Here is a 24193-nt window from a genome sequence, read left to right on the forward strand (position 1 = left end):
AACCTATAAGAATTGCTAGCTTATGGGCTCGGAAATTCCCCGCTAGGGTGAAGCCGACAGGCTACAAGAGTCTGCAACAGGGAGAGTGGCAATGTGGTACGAACTGGAACCGGATCAGCGTTACACCCTTGAAGTCGATGGCCACAGCATAGTGGTCTACAGCTACGGCAGTGGCGATGAGGTGCTCTTGTGCCTCAACGGCGGCCCTGGCCTGCCATGCGACTACCTGCGCGATGCCCATGGCTGGCTGAAGGAAAAGGGCTTGCGGGTGGTGGCGTTCGACCAGTTGGGTACCGGCGCGTCCGACCGCCCCAGCGACCCGGCATTGTGGGATATCACCCGTTACGTCGCCGAAGTCGAGCATGTACGCCAGGCCCTGGAACTGGGGCGGGTGCATATGCTCGGCCATTCCTGGGGTGGCTGGCTGGCCATCGAGTACGCGATCCATCATCCGCAGCACCTCAAGACCCTGGTTCTGGAAAACACTGTCGGCGATATCCCGCACCTGACCGGGGAACTCGAGCGTCTGCGTGGGGCCCTGGGCAGCGAGACCGTGGCGATGATGCAGCGCCATGAGGCCATGGGCACCCTGGATCACCCGCAGTACCAGGCGGCGATCACCTTGCTCAACTATCGGCATGTGTGCCGCCTCGACGAATGGCCGGCACCGGTCAGGCGTTCGCTGGACGACTGGAACATGGGGCCGTACGAGGCCATGCAGGGCCCCAACGAGTTCCTCTATGTCGGCAATCTCAAGGACTGGAACCGCATCGAGCAGATGGCCGACTTCACGATGCCGGTGCTGATCACCACCGGCCAGCACGACGAACTGACCCCGGCCTGTGCCTATCGGATGAAACGCGCGCTCCAGGATGTCGAGCTGCATGTGTTCCCCAACAGCAGCCATATGCCGTTCTACGAGGAACCCGAGGCCTACTTCCCGGTGCTGCTCGACTTCCTCCAGCGTCATCGGGGCGCTGCATGAACCTGCAGCGCTACCGCTTTATCCTGACCCGGCCGCTGCAATTGCTGCCGGTGCTGTTCGGCATCAGCCTGGTGACCTTCGTCCTGATCCGCTCGATTCCCGGCGATCCGGCGCGGGCACTGCTGGGCTCGCGCACCACGCCGGAGGCGCTGGCCAATATCCGCGCCCAGTTCGGTCTCGACCAGCCGCTGCCGATGCAGTACTTCTATTTCCTCAAGAACCTGCTGCAAGGCGACCTGGGCCAGTCGATCCAGTACCGGGTCGATACCCTGAAGCTGATCGTCACCCGTATCGAGCCGACGCTGACCCTGGTCCTGGGCAGTGTCGTGCTGGCACTGCTGATCGCGATCCCGCTGGCTACCCTGGCCGCCCGGCACAAGGGCGGCTGGATCGACAACCTGGTACGGGTGTTCACCACCAGTGGCCTCGGCGTCCCGGCATTCTGGCTGGGCATCATGCTGATCCTGGTATTCAGCGTGCAACTGGGCTGGTTTCCGGTGACCGGCTACGGCCGTGACTGGCTGGACAAACTGCACCACCTGGCGCTGCCGTGCCTGACCATAGCCCTGGCGCTGTCCTCGGTGCTGATCCGCAACCTGCGGGCGAGCATGCTGGTGGAGTTGCAGGCCGATCATGTCACCGCCGCCCGGGCGCGGGGCCTGTCCGACGGAGCGATCCTGCGCCGGCATGTGCTGCCCAATTCCCTGGTGCCCACGGTCAACCTGCTGGCCGTGAATATCGGCTGGCTGATCAGCAGCACGGTGGTGATCGAAAGCCTGTTCGCCATTCCGGGCATCGGCCAGTTGCTGGTGCGCGGGATCTTCGGTCGTGACTACATGGTGGTGCAGGGCGTGGCGATGGTCCTGGCCCTGGCGACGGTGGCGGTTAACTTCCTCGCCGATGTGGCCACCGTGGCGATCGATCCGCGGGTGAAAGTCCGATGAGCAGCGCAGGGACCCTGGTGGTGCGGCGCAATGCCATCAGCCTGCGACTGGGCAACGGCCGGCTGGCGATGTATCTCGGCCTGGCGATTCTCGGCGGCTGGCTGGTGCTGGCGCTCTTCGCCCCGTGGATCGCGCCCTACGACCCGATCCTGCAAAACACCGATGTGCGCTTGCTGGCGCCGAGCGCGGCCCATCCCTTCGGCACCGATCACTTTGGCCGGGACGTGCTGTCGCGGGTGATCTGGGGGGCCCGGGTCGACTTGCAGTTGTCGGTACTGGGGGTGATTTTCCCGTTCCTCATCGGCACCGTGGTCGGTGCCTTGTCCGGTTATATCGGCGGACGTTTCGATACCCTCTGCATGCGCCTGATCGATATCGTCCTGGCCTTTCCGTTCCTGGTGCTGATGCTGGCGATCATGGCGATTCTCGGCCCGGGGCTGACCAGCTTCTATATCGCCATGGCCCTGGTCGGCTGGGTGTCCTACGCGCGGTTGATCCGCTCGCAGATCCTGATCCTCAAGGAAAGCGACTTCGCCCTGGCGGCGAAAAGCCTCGGCTTCGGCCATGGACGCATCCTGTTCCGGCACCTGCTGCCCAACGCGTTGTTCAGCTCGGTGGTTTTCGCCATGTCCGATGCGGTACTGGTGTTGCTCAATGGCGCCGCCGTGAGCTACCTGGGGTTGGGCGTGCAACCGCCGACGGCGGAATGGGGCACCATGGTCGCCGAAGGGCAGAGCCTGATTACCAGCGCCTGGTGGATCTGCACCTTCCCGGGCATCGCCATCGTCACCCTGGCCATGGGTTTCAGCCTGCTGGCCGACGGTGTCGCCGAAGCCATGGGAGAGCGCACATGAGCTCGCCGGTGTTGCAGGTCCGCGACCTGAGTGTGCTGGCCCATAATGGCCCGACCCCGCTGACCCTGGTCGATCGCCTGTCCTTCGACCTGATGGAAGGGGAAATCCTCGGCCTGGTCGGGGAAAGCGGTTCGGGCAAGACCCTGGCCTGCCGGGGCCTGATGCGCCTGCTGCCGTCCACCGGGCTCAGTGTCGAGGGCGGCGCCGTGCACCTGGCCGAGCAGAACCTGCTGGCGCTGGACGAGACCGGCATGCGGGCGATGCGCGGACGCCAGATCGGCATGGTGTTCCAGAACCCGAGCAGTCACCTTGACCCACTGATGCGCATCGGCGAGCAGATCGGCGAGGGTATCCGCCAGCATCAGCAGTGTTCGCGCCGCGAGGCGCGCGCGCAGGCGATCGAGGTCCTGCGCCAGGTCGGTATTCCCGACCCGCAGCGTCGCGTCGACAACTATCCCCACGAATTCTCCGGTGGCATGCGTCAGCGGGCGATGATCGCCGTGGCCCTGGGCTGCGAGCCCAGGGTGCTGATCGCCGACGAGCCGACCACCGCCCTCGACGTGACGGTACAGGCGCAGATCCTGCGGCTGTTGCTCGACCTGCGGGACCAGCGCGGGCTGTCATTGATCATGATCACCCATGACCTGGGCGTCGTGGCGCAGACCTGCGATTCGATTGCCGTGATGTATGCCGGTCGCCTGTGCGAGCACGGCAGCAAGCGCGATCTGCTGGCGCGGCCGCGCCATCCCTATACCGCCGGCCTGGTGGCGTGCCAGCCGGCTGGCGGCGCCGGCCAGGAGCCGCTGCGGACCATCGGCGGCCAGCCGCCCCTGCTCAACGCCTTGCCGACCGGCTGTCGTTTCAACCCGCGTTGCCAGCACCTGGGCCCGCAGTGCGGCGACGTGTTGCCTGAACTGCGGGCCATCGAGCAGGGACAGGGACAGCGGGTGGCCTGTCATTACCCCTTGGCGCTGGGAGGCCAGCCATGAACCTGCTTGAAGTCAAGGACCTGCAGGTGCGCTTCGCCGCACAAGGCAGCGGTTTCCTGGGGATGAACCGGCAATGGGTGAGGGCGGTCAACGGCGTTTCCCTGAGCCTGGGCGCCGGGGAGACCCTGGGCCTGGTCGGCGAATCCGGCAGCGGCAAGAGCAGCTTTGGCCGGGCCATCCTGCGGCTCAACGATATCGCCGCCGGCCAGGTCCTGTTCGATGGCGTGGATGTCGCCCAGGGGCACGGGATCGAGCTGGAACGCCTGCGCCGCGAGACCGCGATGATCTTCCAGGATCCCTATGCCGCGCTCAATCCACGCCTGAGCATCGGCGAAACCCTTGCCGAAGTGCTACGGGTGCAACGCAAGGTGAGTGCCGGGAAGATTCCGGCACGGGTCGAGGAATTGCTGACCCTGGTCGGGCTGCGCCCGGAACTGGCCGGACGCAAGCCGGGCAGCCTCAGTGGCGGCCAGTGCCAGCGGGTGGGCATCGCCCGGGCGCTGGCGGTGGAACCGCGGCTGATCGTTGCCGACGAATGCGTGGCGGCGCTCGATGTGTCGATCCAGGGCCAGATCATCAACCTGCTGCTGGAACTGCGCCAGCGCCTGAACCTGTCGATCCTGTTCATCGCCCATGACCTGGCCATCGTCCGGCGCCTGTGCGACCGGGTGGCGGTGATGTACCTGGGACAGATCGTCGAAGAAGGCAGCGTCGAGGCGGTCTTCAGCGCCCCGCGCCATCCCTATACGGCGGCCCTGATCAGTTCGATCCCGGATATCGACCCGGATCGTCGGCTGCCTTCCGAACCCTTGCCCGGCGAACCGCCGAGCCCGCTGAACGCACCGAGCGGCTGCGCCTTTCACCCGCGTTGCCGTCTCGCCCGGCCCGGCTGTGCCGAGGCAGCGCCGCCGACCCATTACCTCGCGCACCAGCGCTACAGCTGCGTGCTCGAAGAACCGCTGTCGCAAACCCCAAACCCACCATCGATTAACAGGGAGTTATACGCATGAGATCCAGGCATTTGAAACTGTTGAGCGCGGCCGCCCTGGCCGTCTGCTCGTTGGCGGCGGGCGTGGCGCAAGCCGCGGGCGTGCTGACCATTGGTTGCCGGGAAGACAGCACCACCTTCGACCCGATCAAGAGTGCGCAGAACCGCGATACCTGGGTGTTCGCCAACGTCTACGACACCCTGGTGCGCGTCGACAAGGCCGGCACCCAGCTGGAGCCCGGCCTGGCTGAAAGCTGGACGACCTCGCCCGACGGCCTGACCTACACCTTCAAGCTGCGCCCGGCGAAGTTCTCCGACGGTTCGGCGATCACTGCCAGCGACGCGGCCTTCAGCCTGTTGCGCATCCGCGACAACAAGGCGTCACTGTGGAGCGACTCCTACAAGCTGATCGACAAGGCCGAGGCCAGGGACCCGCAGACCCTGGTAGTGACCCTCAAGACCCCGTCGGTGCCGTTCGTTTCGCAACTGGCCTCGCCGACCGCCTCGGTGCTGTCGCAAAAGGCCATCGAGAAGATGGGCGAGGATGCCTACGCCGAGAAACCGGTGGTGTCCGGAGCCTTTACCGTCAAGGAGTGGATTCGCGGCGATCGCGTGGTCCTGGAGAAGAACCCGGACTTCTGGCAGGCCGGCAGCGTCAGCCTGGATGGCGTGGAGTGGATTTCCATCCCGGATGACAACACGCGGATGCTCAAGGTCCAGGCCGGCGAGCTGGACTCGGCGATCTTCGTGCCGTTCTCGCGGGTCGATACCTTGCAGAAAGACAAGAACCTGGTGGTGCACCTGGACCCTTCGACCCGCGAAGACCACCTGCTGATCAACCACGCCCATGGCGAACTGGCCAAGCCGCAGGTGCGCGAGGCCCTGGACTATGCGATCGACAAGAAGTCGCTGGTGGACACCGTCACCTTCGGCAAGGGCGTCGTGGCCTACTCCTACATTCCCAAGGGCGGCCAGTACCACTACGCGGACAACCTGCAACGCCCCTACGATCCGGAGAAAGCCAAAAAGCTGCTGAGCGAAGCCGGGGCCTCGAACCTCAAGCTGAACTATGTGGTCAATGCCGGTAACGAGGCGGACGAGCAGATCGCCGTGATGGTCCAGCAGCAACTGGCCAAGGTCGGGGTCACCGCCAACCTGCAGAAAGTCGACCCGACGCAGAGCTGGCAGATGCTGATCGACGGGGCCTACGACCTGTCGGTGATGTACTGGACCAACGACATTCTCGACGCCGACCAGAAGACCACCTTCGTCCTCGGTCACGACACCAACAACAACTACATGACCGGCTACCGGAACGAGAAGGTCAAGGAACTGGTGGCGGCGGCCCGTGTCGAGAGCGATCCGGTCAAGCGCAAGCAGATGTACATCGACCTGCAGAAGATGGCCAAGGCCGATGTCAACTGGATCGACCTGTATTACAGCCCGTACATCAACATCTCGCGCAAGAACATCGAGAACTTCCAGCAGAACCCGCTGGGCCGTTTCTCGCTGGAAGAGACCGTGAAGAAGGATGACAAGGTCGCCAGCAAGTGAGGGCTGGCTGAGTCGAATACCCTGTAGGAGCCGGCTTGCCGGCGATGGCGGTGTTTCAGGCGACGAAGATGTCGGCTGTCAGGTCGCTATCGCTGGCAAGCCCGCTCCTGCAATGGGCCTATCAGGAGGGGAACAGCTCGCTCAGTTTCATGGCCAGCATCATGTCGCCTTCGGCGCGCAGCTTGCCGCCCATGAAGGCCTGCATGCCGTCGGTTTCGCCGCTGACGATGCCTTCGAGGGTCTCGCCGTCCATCACCAGGGTCACTTGCGCGTCCGGGTTTTCGCCTTCCAGCAGTTCGCAGGTGCTGTCCTTGACCACCAGCGAGAAGTTCTTGGTGTCGTCGATACGGAAACCGAACACCAGGTCCAGGCCGGCAGCGGCGGCTGGGTTGAATTTGGCTTTCATTGCTTGTACGGCATCGGCTACAGAAGTCATGGTTCGATCCTTTTATGGGTGATTACAGCGACCCCAAGGGTCACGGTTGGCCGGTTCTCAACGGAAGGTGATGAGTTCCGGCGCCTTCAGCAGTTGCAAGTGGGTTTGACTGTTGAAGGAAGCCAGGGCCACCTCGCGACCACGGAACTTGAGTTGGTTGAGCGAGGTGTTGACGATTTGCCAGTTCAGCTCGAACGCCTGTCGCGCGGGCATCCGGGTGATCAGGTGGAGCAGGGCGGTGATGGTGCCGCCCGAGGTGAATACGGCGATCTTGCGGGTATTGTCGGCGCTGTCGAGGATCCGCTGCAGGCCACCCTGGACACGGTCGACGAACTCCAGCCAGCTTTCCAGGCCGGAAGGGTCGTGGCTGCCGTCGAGCCAGCGCTCGATGATCAGGGCGAAGATACGTTGGAATTCGCCACGGTTCTGCGCCGCGTTGCGCAGGATATGCAGGGCTTCGGGTTCGTCCGGCAGCAGGCCGGGGAGCAGGGCGCGGATCACCGCGTCGGCATCGAATTCATTGAAGGCCGGGTCGATCTCCAGCGGCGGTACCGGCACGCCGACAGTGGCGAACTGTTCCAGGGCCAGGGTCGCGGTGTCCTGCTGGCGACGCAGGTCGCCGGCCAGGCAGCGGTCGAAGCTCAGGCCCAGTTCGGCCAGGTGCTGGCCGAGGACCTGTGCCTGGCGCACGCCGATCGGCGACAGCACATCGTAGTCGTCGGCACCAAAGGAGGCCTGGCCATGTCGAATCAGGTAGATACTGCCCACGTCCGTGTCGTCCCGGTACGTTGAAGTTCTGGCGAGGTTATGAGGATGCCGGAAGCCTGTCAATGAAAAAACATACGCTCGTTTGAAATGTTTGTTAGAGACTTGTTTCCCGGCATGACGGCGGCTGGCCGCACGGCGGTCCCGACGGTATGCTTGAAGTGTCATGCCCCCAAAGCCGGGGGTCGCCTCGTTTTTAAGGAGTCACCGTGGAGTTTCTTGCAGAGTACGCAAGTTTTCTGGCTAAAACCGTCACCCTGGTCATCGCCATAGTCGTGGTGCTGGTCGTCGCGGCTTCATTGCGCAGCAAGGGGCGGCGCAAGTCCGCCGGCCAGTTGCAGGTCAGCAAGCTCAACGATTTCTACAAGGGCCTGCGCGAGCGTCTGGAACAGACCCTGCTCGACAAGGACCAGCTCAAGGCGCTGCGCAAGCAGCAGGGCAAGGACGACAAGAAACAGAAGAAACAGCCGGAGGCCAGGCCGCGGGTGTTCGTGCTGGACTTCGACGGCGATATCAAGGCTTCGGCGACCGAAAGCCTGCGCCACGAAATCACGGCCCTGCTGACCCTGGCCACGCCACGGGACGAAGTGGTGCTGCGCCTGGAAAGCGGCGGCGGCATGGTCCACAGCTACGGGCTGGCCTCCTCGCAACTGGCTCGTATCCGCCAGGCCGGGGTGCCCCTGACGGTATGCATCGACAAGGTCGCGGCCAGCGGCGGCTACATGATGGCCTGCATCGGCGAGAAGATCATCAGCGCGCCCTTTGCCGTGCTGGGCTCCATCGGCGTGGTGGCACAGCTGCCCAACGTCAACAAGCTGCTGAAGAAGCACGATATCGACTTCGAAGTGCTGACCGCCGGTGAATACAAGCGCACCTTGACAGTGTTCGGCGAGAACACCGACAAGGGCCGGGAGAAGTTCCAGGAAGATCTGGATATCACCCACCAGCTGTTCAAGAACTTCGTCTCCCGTTACCGTCCGCAGCTGGCCATCGATGACGTGGCCACCGGTGAGGTCTGGCTGGGTATTGCCGCGCTGGACAAGCAACTGGTCGACGAACTGCGCACCAGCGACGAGTACCTGGCCGAGCGCGCCAAGGCCGCCGAGCTGTTCCACCTGCACTACGCCGAACGCAAGAGCCTGCAGGAGCGTGTCGGGTTGGCCGCCAGCGGCTCGATCGACCGTGTGCTGCTCAACGCCTGGAACCGACTGACCCAGCAGCGTTTCTGGTAGAACCCGGCTTGTCGGCTTCCAGCGGTAGGCACCGATGGAAGCCGTCGCACCAGCTATAAGTACCCCCTTTCCCGCCAGGCGATCAATACGCTGGAATCTCTAATGGATATCCAGGTTGATTGCCATGGAAGAAACAGATGTCATCGAGCCCGACCCGGCCCCTGCCGCGGCGGGCATTCATTTCGATATGATCAAGGAGAAGATTCCCCGCTGGCTCTATCAGGCGGCTCCGGAAATACGCCTGTTGTTTCGCGAGCACCTGCTGGCCCTGGAGACGTCGCGACATGAAATCCGGCGGATCATGGCGCAGTTGCAGAAGATCGACGCGTTCTGCATGCCCCGTCTGGCCCAGGCGCTGGAGCGACAGGTCAACGGCGACCACGACTTGCAGGATGTGCGGTTTGTCAGGGTCGATGCGACCTACCTGTCCAGTATCTTCGAAGACAAGCTCTTTACCTTCGCCCATAGCCAGACCCTGCTGGAGGCGGCCTTGCAGAACTTCGAGGCCAGCGAGGCCGAGCGGGGGGCGCTGGAAGGCAAGGCCATTATCCAGTTCCCGGGGCAGGCTGCTGGCAGAAAACGGTCCCTGGCGCCCGAGGATTTTGCCTGGCTTTGTCGGAACCTGGACCTGGGCGCCTTGTATCAGACGCATATCGACAGTGTGTTCAACCCTCCCGAGTCGTCGGCCAACGGTGCTTCTTCGGTAAAGCAGCATTTTGCCGAGTATGACAAGCAGACACTGGCGGTGACCGCCGATATCGCCTACATGAAGGGAGAGATCACCGCGTCGACCTACGGTTTGCTCGGGGGACTGGTCAAGGGGCAGACGGGCCTGAAGCTGGGGGGCGAACTGATTCATTGCAGTCGGATGAAAATGTTCGATATCGAGTTGAGCGGCTGGGTGGTCATCGGCGCGCAACTGGTCGACGGTTCGACGTTGCCCTGCATTGCCTATATCCCGGATGATCCGCGCGGGCCATTGAAGCGCTACAGTCACTTTGTCCTCTTTGAGCACGATCTGACCCTGAAACTCCGGGATCCGTCCTACCAGCAGTTTTTCGCCCGCTTCATCCCCGAGAAATACCGGCTGCGGTTCTTTGGCACCCTCAAGGCCACGCTGCTTTCCCAGGACCGCCAGTGGCCGCCCCTGCCGGCGATTTTCCAATATATCCCGTTAAGCGAAATACCCATCGACGGCGACCTGTTCGCGAGCTTCCAGCAACAGCGCTACCAGCAGATCAAGGCGCACGCCCGACATCTGGCGGTTCCCACGGCCGACGTCGACGCCCGGGTGCGCCAGGCGCGCCTGGACGCATACCGCGAAGCCGGCCTGAGCCTGCTGACCCTGGCCTTGTCGTTCGTGCCGGTGATCGGCGAAATCATCCTGGCGGCGGCCGTGGTGAAGATGGTCGTGGAAGTCTATGACGGCTTTTCAGCCTGGCGGATCGGGGAAAAGCGCGAGGCCCTCGGCTATCTGCTGGGGGTGGTGGAGGACATCGCCGTACTGGCGGCGGGGGCCGCGGTCATGAAGGGCGGCAAGGCCGTGTTCAGGAGCCTGGCCCCGCCCTCGGTCGACTCCCTGATCCCCGTTGAGGCGCCGGAGGGCGGGCGCCGGTTGTGGAAGGCCGACCTTGAGCCCTATGAGCGTGATGTCCGTCTTCCGGATGACCTCCAGGCCAATGAGATGGGCCTGTATCCGTACCAGGACAACCTCTATCTGCCGCTGGCGGAAAAGCTCTATGCCGTGCGGTATGACCGCGCTCGCCTGCAATGGCAGATTGAACATCCGGGAGGCGGGCAGTTCCATGCCGTGCCACTGCGCTTCAATCGCACGGGGTCCTGGCGGACGATTTACGAACGGGTGGCGGACTGGCCCGTGGAGCAACTGTTCCGCCGCCTCGGCGAGCCCATGGTCGGCCTCGGCGATCACGTGCGTCTGCAGATCCGTCAGTTGTGCTCCGCCCAGGAGAGCGTGCTGCGCAAGGCCCTGACGGACAATCAGCCGGTGCCCGCGCTGTTGCTCGATACCATCAAGCGCTTCAGGATCGACCAGGCCATCAGCGATTTTATCGGTGAGGTGCCCGATGCCATTTCACGCACGGTGGAGCAGGGTGATCTGCGCCTGCGGGTGCTGACATCGCTGCCCGACTGGCCGGAAAACCGTGTCATCCAGGTGCTCAACGACCTGGGGGACATCATGGAGGAATACGGTCGGCGGACCTCCGAGCAGTTTTCCTCGCTGCAGATCATCGAGTCACAGCTCAAGAATGGTGACCTGCTCAGGTCGACGCTGCACATGTTGAGCGAGTCCGAGCGCTACCAGTTGCTCGGTGCCGAGCTGACGGACAATGGCGCGCGGGTCCGGGTCTTGAACCAGAATCTTCGGCAATGGGCCGGGCAGCGGCGGCAATGGTTGTTCGACGAGTTGTATGCGGCGAGCGAAAAAACCGATGACGCGCGGGTCAAGCGCATTCTCGGGGTGTTCCCCGGCTTGCCGGGCAGTGCCGCCCGGGAGTTGATCGCCCATGCCAACAGCGCCGAACTCGACCTCTTGAGCGAGCGCGTGCCGCTGCGGTTTTCGGAGGAAATCCGCTGGTATCTCAAGCAGTTGAAGCTTAACCGTGTGTGCGAGAGCTGGTATCTGCTGGCCCCGCAATATGTCCAGGCGGACCGCCTCGCGCTACATACGCTCGGGCGCTTGCCGGGTTGGCCGGCCAGGGGGCTGCGTATCGAGTTGCGCAAACAGCGCTTCACCAGCGAGACCCTCGAAAGGGTGGGGGATCCGGACATCGTCACGCCGCGGGTGATCCTCAAGGTCGGACGGGAATACAACGCCTTCGATCATTCGGGAACGTTCCTGGGGAGTGCGTACAACATCTTCGATGCCATGGTACGGACCTTGGCGGAGCCTGATCGCATTGCCCTGGGCCTCAGCGGCGCGAAGCGGGGAGGCTGGCTCAAGGAACAGATTGTCGCCCAGATTTGCCTGGATCCCTATGCCGCCCAGGAGACGCTGGGGCTGGCACCGTTCAGCCGCTGGTTCAGGCCACCGATGCGCCTGGCCTCGGGGCGTATCGGCTACCCGATGAGCGATGGCAGCAGGATCCTCGGCTATTCCGAGCGATTGATCGGGCGTGTGCGTGACCTGTATCCGGGTTTATCCTCGCAAGAGGTGGGGAGTTTTCTCACTTCTCTGCACCTGCCCGAATCGGCCTGCCTGGTGGAGCTCGAACGCCTGCGCGAGGAGTATGAAGCGCTGTTCGCCACGCTGGATAAATGGGTGCAGCGCCAGACCTGGAGGCGTGTCCGGGGCACCTTGCAAGTCGCTCCCGTGGCCCTCGACAACAAACAGCGGGTAGCCGACGCGATCCTCGCCTGCTGGCGGAAACAGTCCAACCGCCACCTGTTGGGCGGGCAGAACTTCTACGAACTGGACCTGTTGGGCATGCGTGTCGGCGACTTGCCGGCGATCACTGCCGACTTCAGTCATGTGGGCTTTCTGTTCATGAACGACATGGCCCTTGCCAGCACTGAGGTGTCGTTCCTGTCGCGCTTCCGGCAGTTGCGCTGGCTGTCCATGGGCTTCAACCATCTGAGCAGCCTGCCGGTGGAACTGGAGAACATGTCCGAGTTGGCCCACCTGCACCTGCCAGGCAACCAGATCGTGCTGAACGCCCAGGCATCCGCGGTGCTGGCGGGCCTGACCCGGCTGAAGTTCCTCAACCTCTCGGACAACCCGTTGCTCCTGCCGCCCGATATCAGCCGGATGAGCGAGCTGGAGACCCTGTTGCTGCGTCATGCCGAACTGGATCGCTGGCCATCCGGGGCAGCGGCGTTGCGTAACCTGCAACGCCTGGACCTGCGCAACAATCGTATCTCGACGATCCCCGAGGAGGTTTACTCCTGGCCCGCCGCCATCAACCGGATTACCCATCTGCACGAAAATCCGGCGCTTTCGGCCGAGGGCATGCAGCGATTGCAACGTTACCAGCGTGAAACCGGCATCAACTTCGGTATCGATATCCCGGGCCGGCCGCGCCCTCATGCCGTGCGCCGGACGCCGTCGCTGCGCGAGTGCGACCACTGGCTGGAGGCGGTATCGGTTGAGCAGAAAAACCTCAAGGAGCAGCAATGGCAGTTGCTGCACCGCCAGCAAGGCTCCGAAGACTTCTTCAAGCTGCTGGCGGACCTGAGTGTCACCGCCGAATACCGCGAGGCCCGCGAGGATCTGAGCCTGCGTGTCTGGCAGGTGGTGGATGCGGCCAGTCAATACAGTGAACTGCGCGAAGAGCTGTTTGTCTCGGCCTCCCACCCGCAGACCTGCTCCGATGGCGCGGAGCTGGTGTTCAGCGACATGGAGGTCAGGGTCCTGGTGCATCAGGCGAGGGCAATGGCCGCGGGCACTCCGGCCGTGACCGAGCGGAATCTGCTGAAGCTGGCCCGGGGCTTGTGGCGCCTGGACGAGGTCGAGGCCCTGGCCCAGGCGGATATCGAGGCACGGCTGAAGGTCTCGAGCGCGGCCCAGGTCGATCCGGCGGAGGTGAGGCTGGCCTATCGCATTGGCTTGAGGGAGCGACTGGATTTGCCGGGCCAGCCCGGGCACATGACCTTTACCGAATTGGCCCGGGTGACGAAGCAGAACCTGGACGCGGCCTGTTCCAGGGTACTGGCTCGGGAAGAAAGCCCGGCGTATGCAAAGGCCCTGGCGGATCGCGAGTTCTGGGTCGACTACCTGAAGGAGCATAACCCCGCGCGGTTCAAGGACATCGATGAGCAGTACCAGGCCGTTGTTTCCGCGCTGGACGCCCGGCGTACCAGCCGAAGCAGCCCGCACTGGCATGAGTTCATCGATATCGAACTGGAGGCGCAGATGGGCGATGAGCTCAAGGCCTGGCGAGAGGCGCAGGCCAGCGAGGCGCTGGCGCTGACCCGGGAAACGCTGGAGAGGATTCCAGAAGAGGAACTGGACTCATGAGCACCGGCCCGGGCGCCGGATGGACGCCCGGGTCGAGCGGGTTCAGCGACGACGGAACAGCGGCAGCGGTTCGTCGGTGGCGGCCTGGTAGGTCACCGAGAAGTCCTTGAGGCTTTCGAGGGCTTCGTAGGGGTCCTTGTCGGCTCGCAGGGCATAGGCATCAAAGCCGCAGCGGCGCAGGTAGAACAACTGGTCGCGCAGGACATCGCCAATGGCCCGCAATTCGCCCTTGTAACCGTAGCGGTCACGCAGCAGGCGGGCATTGGAGTAGTTGCGGCCGTCGGTGAAGGCCGGGAAGTTCAGCGCAATCACCTGGAAATGCTGCAGGTCATCGCCGATTTCCTCGGCTTCCTCATCGGCGTCCAGCCACACGCCCAGGCCGCCGTCGCGGGCCTTGAGGGCGTGGGCGTGCTCGCGCCACAGGGCCAGCGGCACGATCAGGTCGTCGCAGTTGGTAATGCCGTCGAGGGTCGCGTCCTTGGGCAGCAGGTGCCAGGTTTCGTCGATGACCTCGTTGTTCTTAATGATTCGCTGCATAGACGCGTTCCTTGAAGAGGTCGATGCCGATACGTTGATAGGTGTCGATGAAGCGCTCGTCTTCGGTACGTTGTTCCACGTACACGTCGATCAGCTTCGAGATCACGTCGGGCATGTCGTCCTGGGCGAAGGACGGGCCGAGGATCTTGCCCAGGCTGGCGTCGCGGCTGGCGCTGCCGCCCAGGGACACCTGGTAGAACTCTTCGCCTTTCTTGTCCACCCCGAGAATGCCGATATGGCCCACGTGGTGGTGACCGCAGGCGTTCATGCAACCGGAGATGTTCAGGTCCAGCTCGCCGATGTCGAACAGGTAGTCCAGGTCGTCGAAACGGCGCTGGATGGCTTCGGCGATCGGAATCGACTTGGCGTTGGCCAGGGAGCAGAAGTCGCCGCCCGGGCAGCAGATGATATCGGTCAGCAGGCCGATGTTCGGCGTGGCGAAACCGTGCTCGCGCAGTTCGCCCCAGAGGGTGAACAGCTGGCTCTGCTCGACATCGGCAAGAATGATGTTCTGCTCGTGGGACGTGCGCAGCTGGCCGAAGCTGTAGCGGTCGGCGAGGTCGGAAATGGCCTCGAACTGCTTGTCGGTGACATCGCCCGGGGCAACGCCGGTGGGCTTGAGCGACAGGGTCACGGCGACATAACCGGGCTTCTTGTGGGCCAGGGTATTGCGGGTACGCCAGCGGGCGAAGCCGGGGTGCTGGCGATCCAGCTCGGCGAGTTGTGCCGCCTGGTCGTCCAGCGCCTTGTAGTCCGGATCGACGAAGTGCCTGGCGACGCGCTGCACTTCGGCCTCGGTCAGGGTGGTCTGGCCGCCGCGCAGGTGGGCCATCTCGGCCTCGACCTTCTCGGCGAAGACCTCGGGGGTCAGGGCCTTGACCAGGATCTTGATCCGCGCCTTGTACTTGTTGTCACGACGACCGTAGCGGTTGTAGACCCGCAGGATGGCATCGAGATAGCTCAACAGGTCCTGCCAGGGCAGGAACTCGTTGATAAAGGCGCCGACCACCGGGGTACGGCCCAGGCCACCGCCGACCAGCACGCGGAAACCCAGCTCGCCGGCAGCGTTGTACAGCGGCTCCAGGCCGATGTCGTGGACTTCGATGGCGGCACGGTCGGAGGTCGAACCGTTGATCGCAATCTTGAACTTGCGCGGCAGGTAGGCGAATTCCGGGTGGAAGGTGGTCCACTGGCGAACGATCTCGCACCACGGGCGCGGATCGACCAGCTCATCGGCGGCGACCCCGGCAAACTGGTCGGTGGTGACGTTGCGCAGGCAGTTGCCGCTGGTCTGGATCGCGTGCATCTGCACGGTGGCCAGTTCGGCGAGGATATCGGGGATGTCTTCCAGCGCCGGCCAGTTGAACTGGACGTTCTGCCGGGTGCTGATATGGGCATAGCCCTTGTCATAGTCGCGGGCGATCTTGGCCATCATTCGCGTCTGGCGCGATGTCAGCTGGCCGTAGGGCACGGCTACCCGCAGCATCGGGGCGAAACGCTGGATATAAAGGCCATTTTGCAGGCGCAGAGGGCGGAACTCTTCTTCGCTCAGTTCACCTGCCAGATAGCGTCGGGTCTGATCACGGAACTGCTTGACGCGGTCCTCGATGATCCGCTGATCGTACTCGTCGTATACGTACATATTGATCCTGTTTTCAGGCTTTTATAGGTCCCGCGAAGGCACAAGCGCAGTCACGTTACCTGAACAATTCCGCGCGCACGGCCGCGCACTCCTGCAAGGAGCCGGCGCAAGATAGCAGTTTGCATTTATGCGCAAAAGTGATGTTTTTGAATATGAACATAACCAGAATCGATAAGCAGCGTTGCCTGGCAAAGACCTTGGTTGTGATAGGGGCAATTGTCGTCTTAACTATCGATGAGTCTTCGAGCAATCACCGATAAAACCGACAAGAGGCGATGCGATGGGCAATTCAACCAAAGCAAGGAAAAGCGACAGTACGGTCGATGCCTGGGCGATCCTGTTTCTGATCATCCTGGTGGTAGGCACCGCGGTGTTCTGGGTCAGCCACAAATAGCGCGGCATTCCCTGCCGCCGCACTGAAACGCAATCAGCCGTCACTGTGGAAGCGAGCTTGTTTCCGGTGGCGTTCCGGCGATAAACACAAGGGTGCCGTCTGTCTGCTGGGGGCCTGGGTTATCGTTGACGCCTGTCTTGAGCAAGCCCGCTTCCACAGGGGAGGGCATTCGTGTCTGCGCGACCTCCCTTTCTGGCACGAATCGTCGGACAGTTTCGACGATCTGTCTCGGTCTCCAGGTACTTTGCTTGCTATCATGCGCCGCTTATTTCCGGGGCGCGGTGACATGCTGAAGACTCTCTGCAAGGGGCTGTTGATCCTGAGCCTGCCGTTCTGGGCCGTGGCCCAGGCCACCACCGTGGTATTTCTCAACCCCGGCTACTCCTCCGAGCCCTTCTGGCGCAGCTACAGCGACTTCATGCAGGCGGCGGCGCGCAATCTCGGCCTGCAACTGGAGGTGCGCTATGCCGAGCGCGACCCTCAGACCAGCATCGCCCAGGCCCACGACATCCTGCAAGCCGCGCAGCGGCCCGATTACCTGCTGTTCGTCAACGAACAGTACATCGCGCCGCAGATCATGCGCATGGCCCAGGGCAGCGGGGTGAAGCTGTTCCTGGTCAACAATGCATTGACGCGCGAGCAGAGCCAGCACCTGGGCGCTGCTCCGGAATTGCTGGGCAGCATGGTGCAGAACGACGAGGAGGGCGGTTACCTGATGCTCCAGGAACTGATCCGCCTGCGCACCTTGCAGGCCCCCGGCCAACCCATCGAGCTGCTGGCCTTTGCCGGGATGAAGCTGACCCCGGCCTCGCAACTGCGCGAGAAAGGCATGCGCCGGGCCTTGGCCGAGCATCCCGAGGTCCGCTTGCGGCAACTGGTGTATGGCGAGTGGAGCCGCCAGCGGGCCTTCGATCAGGCCGGGCAGATGATTCGCCGCTATCCGCAGGCCTCGCTGGTCTGGTCCGCCAATGACGAGATGGCCTTGGGTGCCATGGAGGCCTTTGAAAAGGCCGGGCGCCAGCCGGGGCGGGATGTCCTGTTCAGTGCGGTCAACAGTTCGCCGCAGATTCTCCAGGCACGCATCGACGGACGCCTGAGCGTGCTGCTGGCCGGGCATTTCACCCTGGGTGGCTGGGCGATGGTGCTGCTGCGCGACGATGCCGACGGCATCGACTTCGCCCGTCACGGTGGGCGGGAGCGTCAGATACAGGTCTTTGAACTGATCGACAAGGCACAGGCCAAGCGCCTGCTGAACCTTGGCGCCGCCGATGACTACCACGTCAATTTCAGGAAACTGAGCGCCCGCGGCCAGGCGGACAACTACCGTTATCCCTTTTCGCTGAAGACCGTGCTGCCCTGAAAATATCCTATGCTGGCTGTAGTCCGGCGGTTGCCAGGAGCACGTTGTCAGACGCCGGCGAAGAGCAGCACCAGTTTGACGATGCCGAACAGCGTCAGCGCGAACACGGCGGTGAACAGGATGCCCAGGATAACGAAATGACTCGGCTTGCCGTGGGTGAAGTCGCGGGCGCGGTTTCTCCCGCTTTGCACGCCGAAGGCTGCCGCCATCACGCTGTGCAGCATCTGCCAGAAGGTCGGGGGTTTGTTGTCGATCGGGTCGTCCATAAAGCCCTCCACACAGGTCTGTGTGTGGAGAGCATAGACGATCCCCGGTGGACTCAGTTGTCGTAGCCGAGGTTGGGCGCCAACCAGCGCTCACTGACGCTCAGGTCCTGGCCCTTGCGCGCGGTGTAGCTTTCCACCTGGTCCTTGTCGACCTTGCCCACGGCAAAATACTGCGCCTGCGGATGGGCGAAATACCAGCCGCTGACCGCCGCCGCCGGGAACATCGCATAGTGCTCGGTGAGGAACACGCCGCTCTTGCCGGCCTTGCCTTCGCTGGCGTCCGGGTCCAGCAGGGTGAACAACGTGCTTTTCTCGGTGTGGTCCGGGCAGGCCGGATAGCCGGGAGCCGGGCGGATACCGCTGTACTGCTCCTTGATCAGCGCCTCGTTGTCCAGCGCTTCGTCCCTGGCATAACCCCAGTATTGCTTGCGGACCTGCTGGTGCAGCCATTCGGCGCAGGCCTCGGCCAGGCGGTCGGCCAGGGCCTTGACCATGATCGAGTTGTAGTCGTCGCCCTTGTCCTGGTAGGCCTTGGCGACTTCCTCGGCGCCGATCCCGGCGGTGGTGATGAAGCCCCCCACGTAGTCGGTGATGCCGCTGTCTTTCGGCGCGACGAAGTCGGCCAGGGAGAAGTTCGGCTTGCCGTCGGTCTTGATGATCTGCTGGCGCAGGTGATGCAGCCTGGCAATGGGCTGGCCGTCTTCGCCATAGAGTTCCAGGTCATCGTCCTGCACCTGGTTGGCGGGCCAGAAGCCGAACACCGCGCGGGCGCTGATCAGTTTCTCGTTGATCAGCTTGTCGAGCATTTCCCGGGCATCGGCATAGAGCGCGGTGGCGGCTTCGCCGACCACTTCGTCCTCGAGAATGCGCGGGAACTTGCCGGCCAGGTCCCAGGAGATGAAGAACGGTGTCCAGTCGATGTATTCGGCGAGGACCTTGAGGTCGATATTGTCCAGCACCCGGGCGCCGGTGAAGGTCGGTTTCACCGGCTGGTAGCTGCTCCAGTCGAACTGCGGCTTCTTGGCGATCGACGCGGCGTAGCTCAGGCGCTCGGTGCGGGCACTGCGGTTGGCGGTGCGCTCGCGGACCTCGATGTACTCCTCGCGGGTCTTCTGCACGAAGCCGGCCTTGAGTTCCTTGGACAGCAACTGCGTCGCCACGCCCACGGCGCGGGAGGCGTCGGTGACATAGACCACCGCATCGTTGCTGTAGCGCGGTTCGATCTTCACCGCCGTGTGGGCCTTGGAGGTCGTCGCGCCGCCGATCATCAGCGGCAGGTGGAAATCCTGGCGCTGCATCTCCCGGGCGACGTGGACCATTTCATCCAGCGACGGGGTGATCAGCCCGGAGAGGCCGATGATGTCGCATTTCTGCTCCTTGGCCACCTGCAGGATCTTCTCCGCCGGCACCATCACGCCGAGGTCGACGATATCGTAGCCGTTGCAGCCCAGCACCACGCCGACGATGTTCTTGCCGATATCGTGGACGTCGCCCTTGACCGTGGCCATGAGGATCTTGCCCTTGGCTTCCGGCTTGTCGCCTTTTTCCAGTTCGATGAACGGAATCAGGTGGGCCACGGCCTGTTTCATCACCCTGGCGGACTTCACCACCTGGGGCAGGAACATTTTCCCGGCGCCGAACAGGTCGCCGACGATGTTCATGCCGGACATCAGCGGACCTTCGATCACTTCGATCGGGCGGGCGAAGGACTGGCGCGATTCTTCGGTGTCTTCGACGATATGGGTGGTGATGCCCTTGACCAGCGCGTGTTCCAGGCGCTTGTTGACCGGCCAGCCGCGCCATTCCTCGGTCTCGGCTTCCTTGACGCTGCCGTCGCCCTTGTACTTGTCGGCGATGGCGAGGAGGGCGTCGGTGCCTTCCGGGGTGCGGTTGAGGATCACGTCCTCGACGGCATCACGCAGTTCCGCCGGGATCTGGTCGTAGATCTCCAGCTGGCCGGCGTTGACGATCCCCATGGTCAGGCCGTTGCGGATCGCATACAGCAGGAACACCGAGTGGATCGCCTCGCGCACCGGGTTGTTGCCGCGGAACGAGAAGGACACGTTGGACACGCCGCCGCTGGTCAGCGCATAGGGCAGCTCGTCACGGATATAGGCGCAGGCATTGATGAAATCGACGGCGTAGTTGTTGTGCTCTTCGATGCCGGTGGCAACGGCGAAGATGTTCGGGTCGAAGATGATGTCTTCCGGCGGGAAGCCGACTTCGTTGACCAGGATGTCGTAGGAGCGCTTGCAGATTTCCTTCTTGCGCGCCTCGGTATCGGCCTGGCCGGCTTCGTCGAAGGCCATCACCACCACCGCGGCGCCGTAGCGCTTGCACAGCCTGGCATGGTGGATGAACTGCTCGACGCCTTCCTTCATGCTGATGGAGTTGACGATGCCCTTGCCCTGGATGCACTTGAGGCCGGCTTCGATCACTTCCCACTTGGAGGAGTCGATCATGATCGGTACGCGGGAGATATCCGGTTCACCGGCGATCAGATTGAGGAAGGTCACCATGGCCTTCTTCGAATCGAGCATCCCTTCGTCCATGTTGATGTCGATCACCTGGGCGCCGGCTTCCACCTGCTGCAGGGCGACTTCCAGGGCTTCGGTGTAGTTGTCTTCGCGGATCAGCCGGGCGAAGCGCGCGGAACCGGTGATGTTGGTCCGCTCGCCGACGTTGACGAACAACGACTGGCGGTCGATGGTGAACGGTTCCAGGCCGGACAGACGGCAGGCCTTGGGGATGTCCGGGATGACCCGCGGTGCGTAGCCGGCAACGGCCTTGGCGATGGCCGCGATATGCCCGGGGGTGGTCCCGCAGCAGCCGCCGACGATATTCAGGAAGCCGCTCTGGGCGAATTCCTCGATGACCTTGGCGGTTTGTTCCGGCAACTCGTCGTACTCGCCGAATTCGTTCGGCAGGCCGGCGTTGGGGTGCGCGGAGACGTGGGTGCTGGCCTTGTTCGACAGTTCTTCCAGGTATGGCCGCAATTCGCTGGCACCCAGGGCGCAGTTCAGGCCGACCGAGATCGGCTTGGCATGGGCCACGGAGTTCCAGAAGGCTTCGGTGGTCTGCCCCGACAGGGTGCGGCCGGAGGCGTCGGTGATGGTCCCGGAAATCATGATCGGCAGTTCGAAGCCCTGTTCCTCGAAAACGCCTTGCACGGCGAAGATCGCCGCCTTGGCGTTGAGGGTGTCGAAGATGGTCTCGATCAGGATCAGGTCGACGCCGCCTTCGATCAGGCCGCGGGCGGCCTCGGTGTAGTTTTCCACCAGTTCATCGAAGGTCACGTTGCGGTAGCCGGGGTTGTTCACGTCCGGCGACAACGAGCAGGTGCGGCTGGTCGGGCCGAGTACACCGGCGACGAAACGCGGCTTGGCCGGGTTTTCCAGGGTCTTGGCGTCGGCGATCTTGCGTGCCAGTCGTGCGCCTTCGACGTTCAATTCGTAGGCCAGGTCTTCCATGCCGTAGTCGGCCATGGAAATGCGCGTGGCGTTGAAGGTGTTGGTTTCCAGAATGTCGGCGCCGGCGTCCAGGTAGGCCTTTTCGATGCCGCCGATCACATCCGGACGGGTGATGACCAGCAGGTCGTTGTTGCCCTTGACGTCGCTGGGCCAGTCAGCGAAGCGTTTGCCGCGATAATCCTGCTCTTCGAGCTTGTAGCTCTGGATCATCGTGCCCATGCCGCCGTCAAGAATCAGGATGCGTTCTTTGAGGGCTTGCTGGAGAGCGTGTAGGCGAACACTGCGATCGGACATGGGACTACCTGGAAAGACGGACACAGAAGAGGCGCGATAATAGCAAACCTGTGCGCTTTTAGAGCATGCCAGGGTTTTGCATGAATATCGCTCATGTTTAAACGGCGATGACCCTGTAGAATCAGTGCGTTTTTATTTTCAGGATCAGGGCCATGTCGTACCGCTTTATCAGCGCTTTCCTACTGCTGTTGCTCAGCAGTGTCACTCAGGCGCAGAGCCCGGCCCCGGCCCTTTCCTATACTCGCGACATCCAGCCGATCTTTACCGAGAAGTGCGTGGCCTGCCATGCCTGCTACGACGCGGCCTGCCAGCTCAACCTGGGCAGTGCCGAGGGGGCGGCACGCGGCGCGTCGAAGATCCCTGTCTACAACGGCGACCGCAGCAAGGCCTCGCATCCGACCCGCCTGTACATCGACGCCCAGACCCCGCTTGCCTGGCGACAGAAGAAGTTCTATTCGGTGCTGGATGCCCAGGGCAGCCAGGCGGCCCTGATGGCGCGCATGCTCGAGCTGGGCCACCGGACACCGTTGCAACCCAACACCAAGCTGCCGGAAGATATCGTACTGGGCCTCAATCGCGAGAATATGTGCCCGTTGCCCGCTGAGTTCGACGCGTACGCCGGTGCCCATCCGAAAGAAGGCATGCCCCTGGCCGTGACCGGCCTGACCGACCAGCAATACCAGACCTTGCAACGCTGGCTGGCCGCCGGTGCGCCGATGGATGCCCAGGCCTTGGCGCCGAGTGCCAGGGAGTCGCTGCAGATCGCCCAATGGGAAAACCTGCTCAATGCGCCGGGTGCCCGGGAAAGCCTGGTGGCGCGCTGGCTCTATGAGCACTGGTTCCTGGCCCATATCTATTTCGAAGGCGGCGAGCCGGGACACTTTTTCCAGTGGGTGCGTTCACGCACGCCGAGCGGCCAGCCGATCGACCTGATCAATACCCGGCGACCCAACGATGATCCGGGCACCCAGGTGTATTACCGGTTATGGCCGGTGCAGGGGGTGATCGTCTACAAGACCCATATCACCTACGGCCTGAGCGCGGCGAAGATGGCCCGGATCAAGACGCTGTTCTACAGCGGCAACTGGCAGGTCACGGCTTTGCCGGGCTACGGCCCGCAGCGTCGGGCCAACCCGTTCGAGACCTTCGAGGCGATTCCGGCGGCGGCGCGCTACCAGTTCATGCTCGATAACGCCGAGTACTTCGTCGATACCTTTATCCGTGGACCGGTCTGTCGCGGGCAGATCGCGACCGATGTGATTCGCGACAACTTCTGGGCGTTGTTCCAGGCGCCCGAGCACGACCTCTATATCACCGACCCGAGCTATCGTGGCGCGGCCACGCCACTGCTGGCGATGCCCGGGCAGAACGACGATGTCGGCAGCGTGCTGAGCCTGTGGCTGGCCTATCGCGACAAGCGCAACGAATACGAAGCCCTGCGTACCGAGGCCTACGCCGCCGCGCCGGCGCCCAGCTGGTCGAGCCTGTGGGCCGGCAATGACAACGCCTTGCTGAGCATCTTCCGCCACTTCGACAGCGCCACCGTCAGCAAGGGGCTGATCGGCGAGGTGCCGCAGACGATGTGGCTGTTCGACTACCCGTTGCTGGAGCGCACCTATTACCAGCTGGCGGTCAACTTCGACGTGTTCGGCAATGTCTCGCACCAGGCGCAGACCCGGCTATACTTCGACCTGATCCGCAATGGCGCCGAGCAGAACTTCCTGCGCCTGATGCCTGCGGATTCTCGCGATGCCTATCTCGACGACTGGTACCAGAACAGTGGCAAGCTCAAGATGTGGCTGGACTACGAGAACATCGACGACGACAAGCCCAGCGCCCTGAAACTCGATGAAAAGGACCCGAAACTCGATTTCGCCAGGCAGTTGCTGGCCCGCTACGGTGATCTCAATGCCCATCCCGACCCGATCAACCGCTGTGACGGCGCCTATTGTTCGCGGCCCAATATCGCCCCGGCATTGCAGGAGGCCGAACAGTCCCTGAGCCGCCTGACCTCGCGCCCGGCGGCCGGGCTCAAGGTCATCGACCAGTTGCCGGAAGCGACGATGCTGCGTATCGAGACCCGCGACGGCAAGCGCGAGGTCTACAGCCTGCTGCGCAACCGTGCCCACAGCAACGTGGCCTTCATGCTCGGCGAGGCCTACCGCTATCAGCCGGGCCTGGACACCGTGACCCTCTACCCCGGGATCCTCAGCAGTTATCCCAACTTCATGTTCAATATCCCCGCCGAGCAGGTGCCGGCGTTTGTCGCTGCGATGGAGCAGGTCAAGGATGCCGCCGGGTTCGAGCAGATCGTCCAGCGCTGGGGGATTCGCCGCAGTCATCCGCAGTTCTGGCAGTATTTCCATGACCTGACCACCTACCTGCAGGAAACCGACCCGATCAATGCCGGGGTACTGGACATGAACCGCTACGAGAATCTCTGAGGGGCGGGGATCGCCGCGCACCCCCGAGGGCGTGGCTGCGCCCGTGGTGGCGGCTTCTTTCCCG

General features: G+C 63.2%; 16 protein-coding genes. 10 read left to right on the forward strand and 6 right to left on the reverse strand.

Annotation, left to right across the window (positions count from 1 at the left end; all coding sequences use genetic code 11):
- Positions 1-91 precede the first annotated feature (91 nt).
- Genes HX881_RS01645 through HX881_RS01670 form a run of 6 tightly spaced genes read left to right on the forward strand, consistent with a single transcriptional unit; the run spans position 92 to position 6314 of the window.
- On the forward strand, positions 92-985 hold the full coding sequence (locus HX881_RS01645; protein WP_177082332.1) for a proline iminopeptidase-family hydrolase: 894 nt from the start codon (positions 92-94) through the stop codon (positions 983-985).
- Entirely contained in the window at positions 982-1929 is a 948-nt protein-coding gene (locus tag HX881_RS01650; protein ID WP_017127287.1) for an ABC transporter permease, read from the forward strand. Before HX881_RS01645 ends, HX881_RS01650 begins: the two co-directional genes overlap by 4 nt.
- Positions 1926-2783, forward strand: a complete 858-nt coding sequence (locus tag HX881_RS01655) for an ABC transporter permease (protein ID WP_177082334.1) — start codon at positions 1926-1928, stop codon at positions 2781-2783. Before HX881_RS01650 ends, HX881_RS01655 begins: the two co-directional genes overlap by 4 nt.
- The gene (locus HX881_RS01660; protein ID WP_177082336.1) at positions 2780-3772 is read left to right on the forward strand and encodes an ABC transporter ATP-binding protein; all 993 of its coding nucleotides are present in this window, start codon (positions 2780-2782) and stop codon (positions 3770-3772) included. Before HX881_RS01655 ends, HX881_RS01660 begins: the two co-directional genes overlap by 4 nt.
- Positions 3769-4782, forward strand: a complete 1014-nt coding sequence (locus HX881_RS01665; protein WP_177082338.1) for an ABC transporter ATP-binding protein — start codon at positions 3769-3771, stop codon at positions 4780-4782. The genes HX881_RS01660 and HX881_RS01665 overlap by 4 nt, the downstream gene beginning before the upstream one ends.
- The gene (locus HX881_RS01670) at positions 4779-6314 is read left to right on the forward strand and encodes an ABC transporter substrate-binding protein (protein WP_042935826.1); all 1536 of its coding nucleotides are present in this window, start codon (positions 4779-4781) and stop codon (positions 6312-6314) included. The genes HX881_RS01665 and HX881_RS01670 overlap by 4 nt, the downstream gene beginning before the upstream one ends.
- Positions 6315-6435: 121 nt before the next feature.
- On the opposite strand, the gene HX881_RS01675 is transcribed toward HX881_RS01670, so the two are convergent.
- Both HX881_RS01675 and HX881_RS01680 read right to left on the reverse strand, forming a co-directional pair.
- On the reverse strand, positions 6436-6750 hold the full coding sequence (locus HX881_RS01675) for an SCP2 sterol-binding domain-containing protein (RefSeq protein ID WP_019409572.1): 315 nt from the start codon (positions 6748-6750) through the stop codon (positions 6436-6438).
- Positions 6751-6807: 57 nt separating this feature from the next.
- On the reverse strand, positions 6808-7518 hold the full coding sequence (locus tag HX881_RS01680; protein WP_017127281.1) for a histidine phosphatase family protein: 711 nt from the start codon (positions 7516-7518) through the stop codon (positions 6808-6810).
- A 206-nt stretch (positions 7519-7724) separates the two neighbouring features.
- Between HX881_RS01680 and sohB the strand changes: the two genes are divergently transcribed.
- Together sohB and HX881_RS01690 are read left to right on the forward strand one after the other, a co-directional pair.
- On the forward strand, positions 7725-8747 hold the full coding sequence (gene sohB / locus HX881_RS01685) for a protease SohB (protein WP_017127280.1): 1023 nt from the start codon (positions 7725-7727) through the stop codon (positions 8745-8747).
- 124 nt (positions 8748-8871) lie between these two features.
- Positions 8872-13722 carry an NEL-type E3 ubiquitin ligase domain-containing protein gene (locus tag HX881_RS01690; protein WP_246356424.1) on the forward strand — a complete coding sequence of 1617 codons (4851 nt, stop codon included), beginning with the start codon at positions 8872-8874 and terminating at the stop codon, positions 13720-13722.
- Positions 13723-13764: 42 nt separating this feature from the next.
- On the opposite strand, the gene HX881_RS01695 is transcribed toward HX881_RS01690, so the two are convergent.
- On the reverse strand, positions 13765-14259 hold the full coding sequence (locus HX881_RS01695; protein ID WP_017127278.1) for a DUF934 domain-containing protein: 495 nt from the start codon (positions 14257-14259) through the stop codon (positions 13765-13767).
- Positions 14243-15901, reverse strand: a complete 1659-nt coding sequence (locus tag HX881_RS01700) for a nitrite/sulfite reductase (protein WP_017127277.1) — start codon at positions 15899-15901, stop codon at positions 14243-14245. Before HX881_RS01700 ends, HX881_RS01695 begins: the two co-directional genes overlap by 17 nt.
- Positions 15902-16581: 680 nt before the next feature.
- On the opposite strand from HX881_RS01700, the gene HX881_RS01705 reads away from it, so the two are divergent.
- Positions 16582-17655, forward strand: coding sequence for an ABC transporter substrate-binding protein (locus HX881_RS01705; protein WP_017127275.1), 1074 nt, complete (start codon positions 16582-16584; stop codon positions 17653-17655).
- A gap of 47 nt (positions 17656-17702) precedes the next feature.
- On the opposite strand, the gene HX881_RS01710 is transcribed toward HX881_RS01705, so the two are convergent.
- On the reverse strand, positions 17703-17921 hold the full coding sequence (locus HX881_RS01710) for a DUF2970 domain-containing protein (RefSeq protein WP_177082342.1): 219 nt from the start codon (positions 17919-17921) through the stop codon (positions 17703-17705).
- A gap of 53 nt (positions 17922-17974) precedes the next feature.
- Positions 17975-21685 carry a methionine synthase gene (gene metH, locus HX881_RS01715; protein WP_177082353.1) on the reverse strand — a complete coding sequence of 1237 codons (3711 nt, stop codon included), beginning with the start codon at positions 21683-21685 and terminating at the stop codon, positions 17975-17977.
- Between the two features lie 152 nt (positions 21686-21837).
- On the opposite strand from metH, the gene HX881_RS01720 reads away from it, so the two are divergent.
- Positions 21838-24129: a fatty acid cis/trans isomerase gene (locus tag HX881_RS01720; RefSeq protein WP_177082355.1), complete on the forward strand. Its 2292-nt coding sequence runs from the start codon at positions 21838-21840 to the stop codon at positions 24127-24129.
- Positions 24130-24193: the final 64 nt, after the last annotated feature.

The organism is Pseudomonas gingeri (genome assembly GCF_013386115.1).
GTDB lineage: Bacteria > Pseudomonadota > Gammaproteobacteria > Pseudomonadales > Pseudomonadaceae > Aquipseudomonas > Aquipseudomonas gingeri.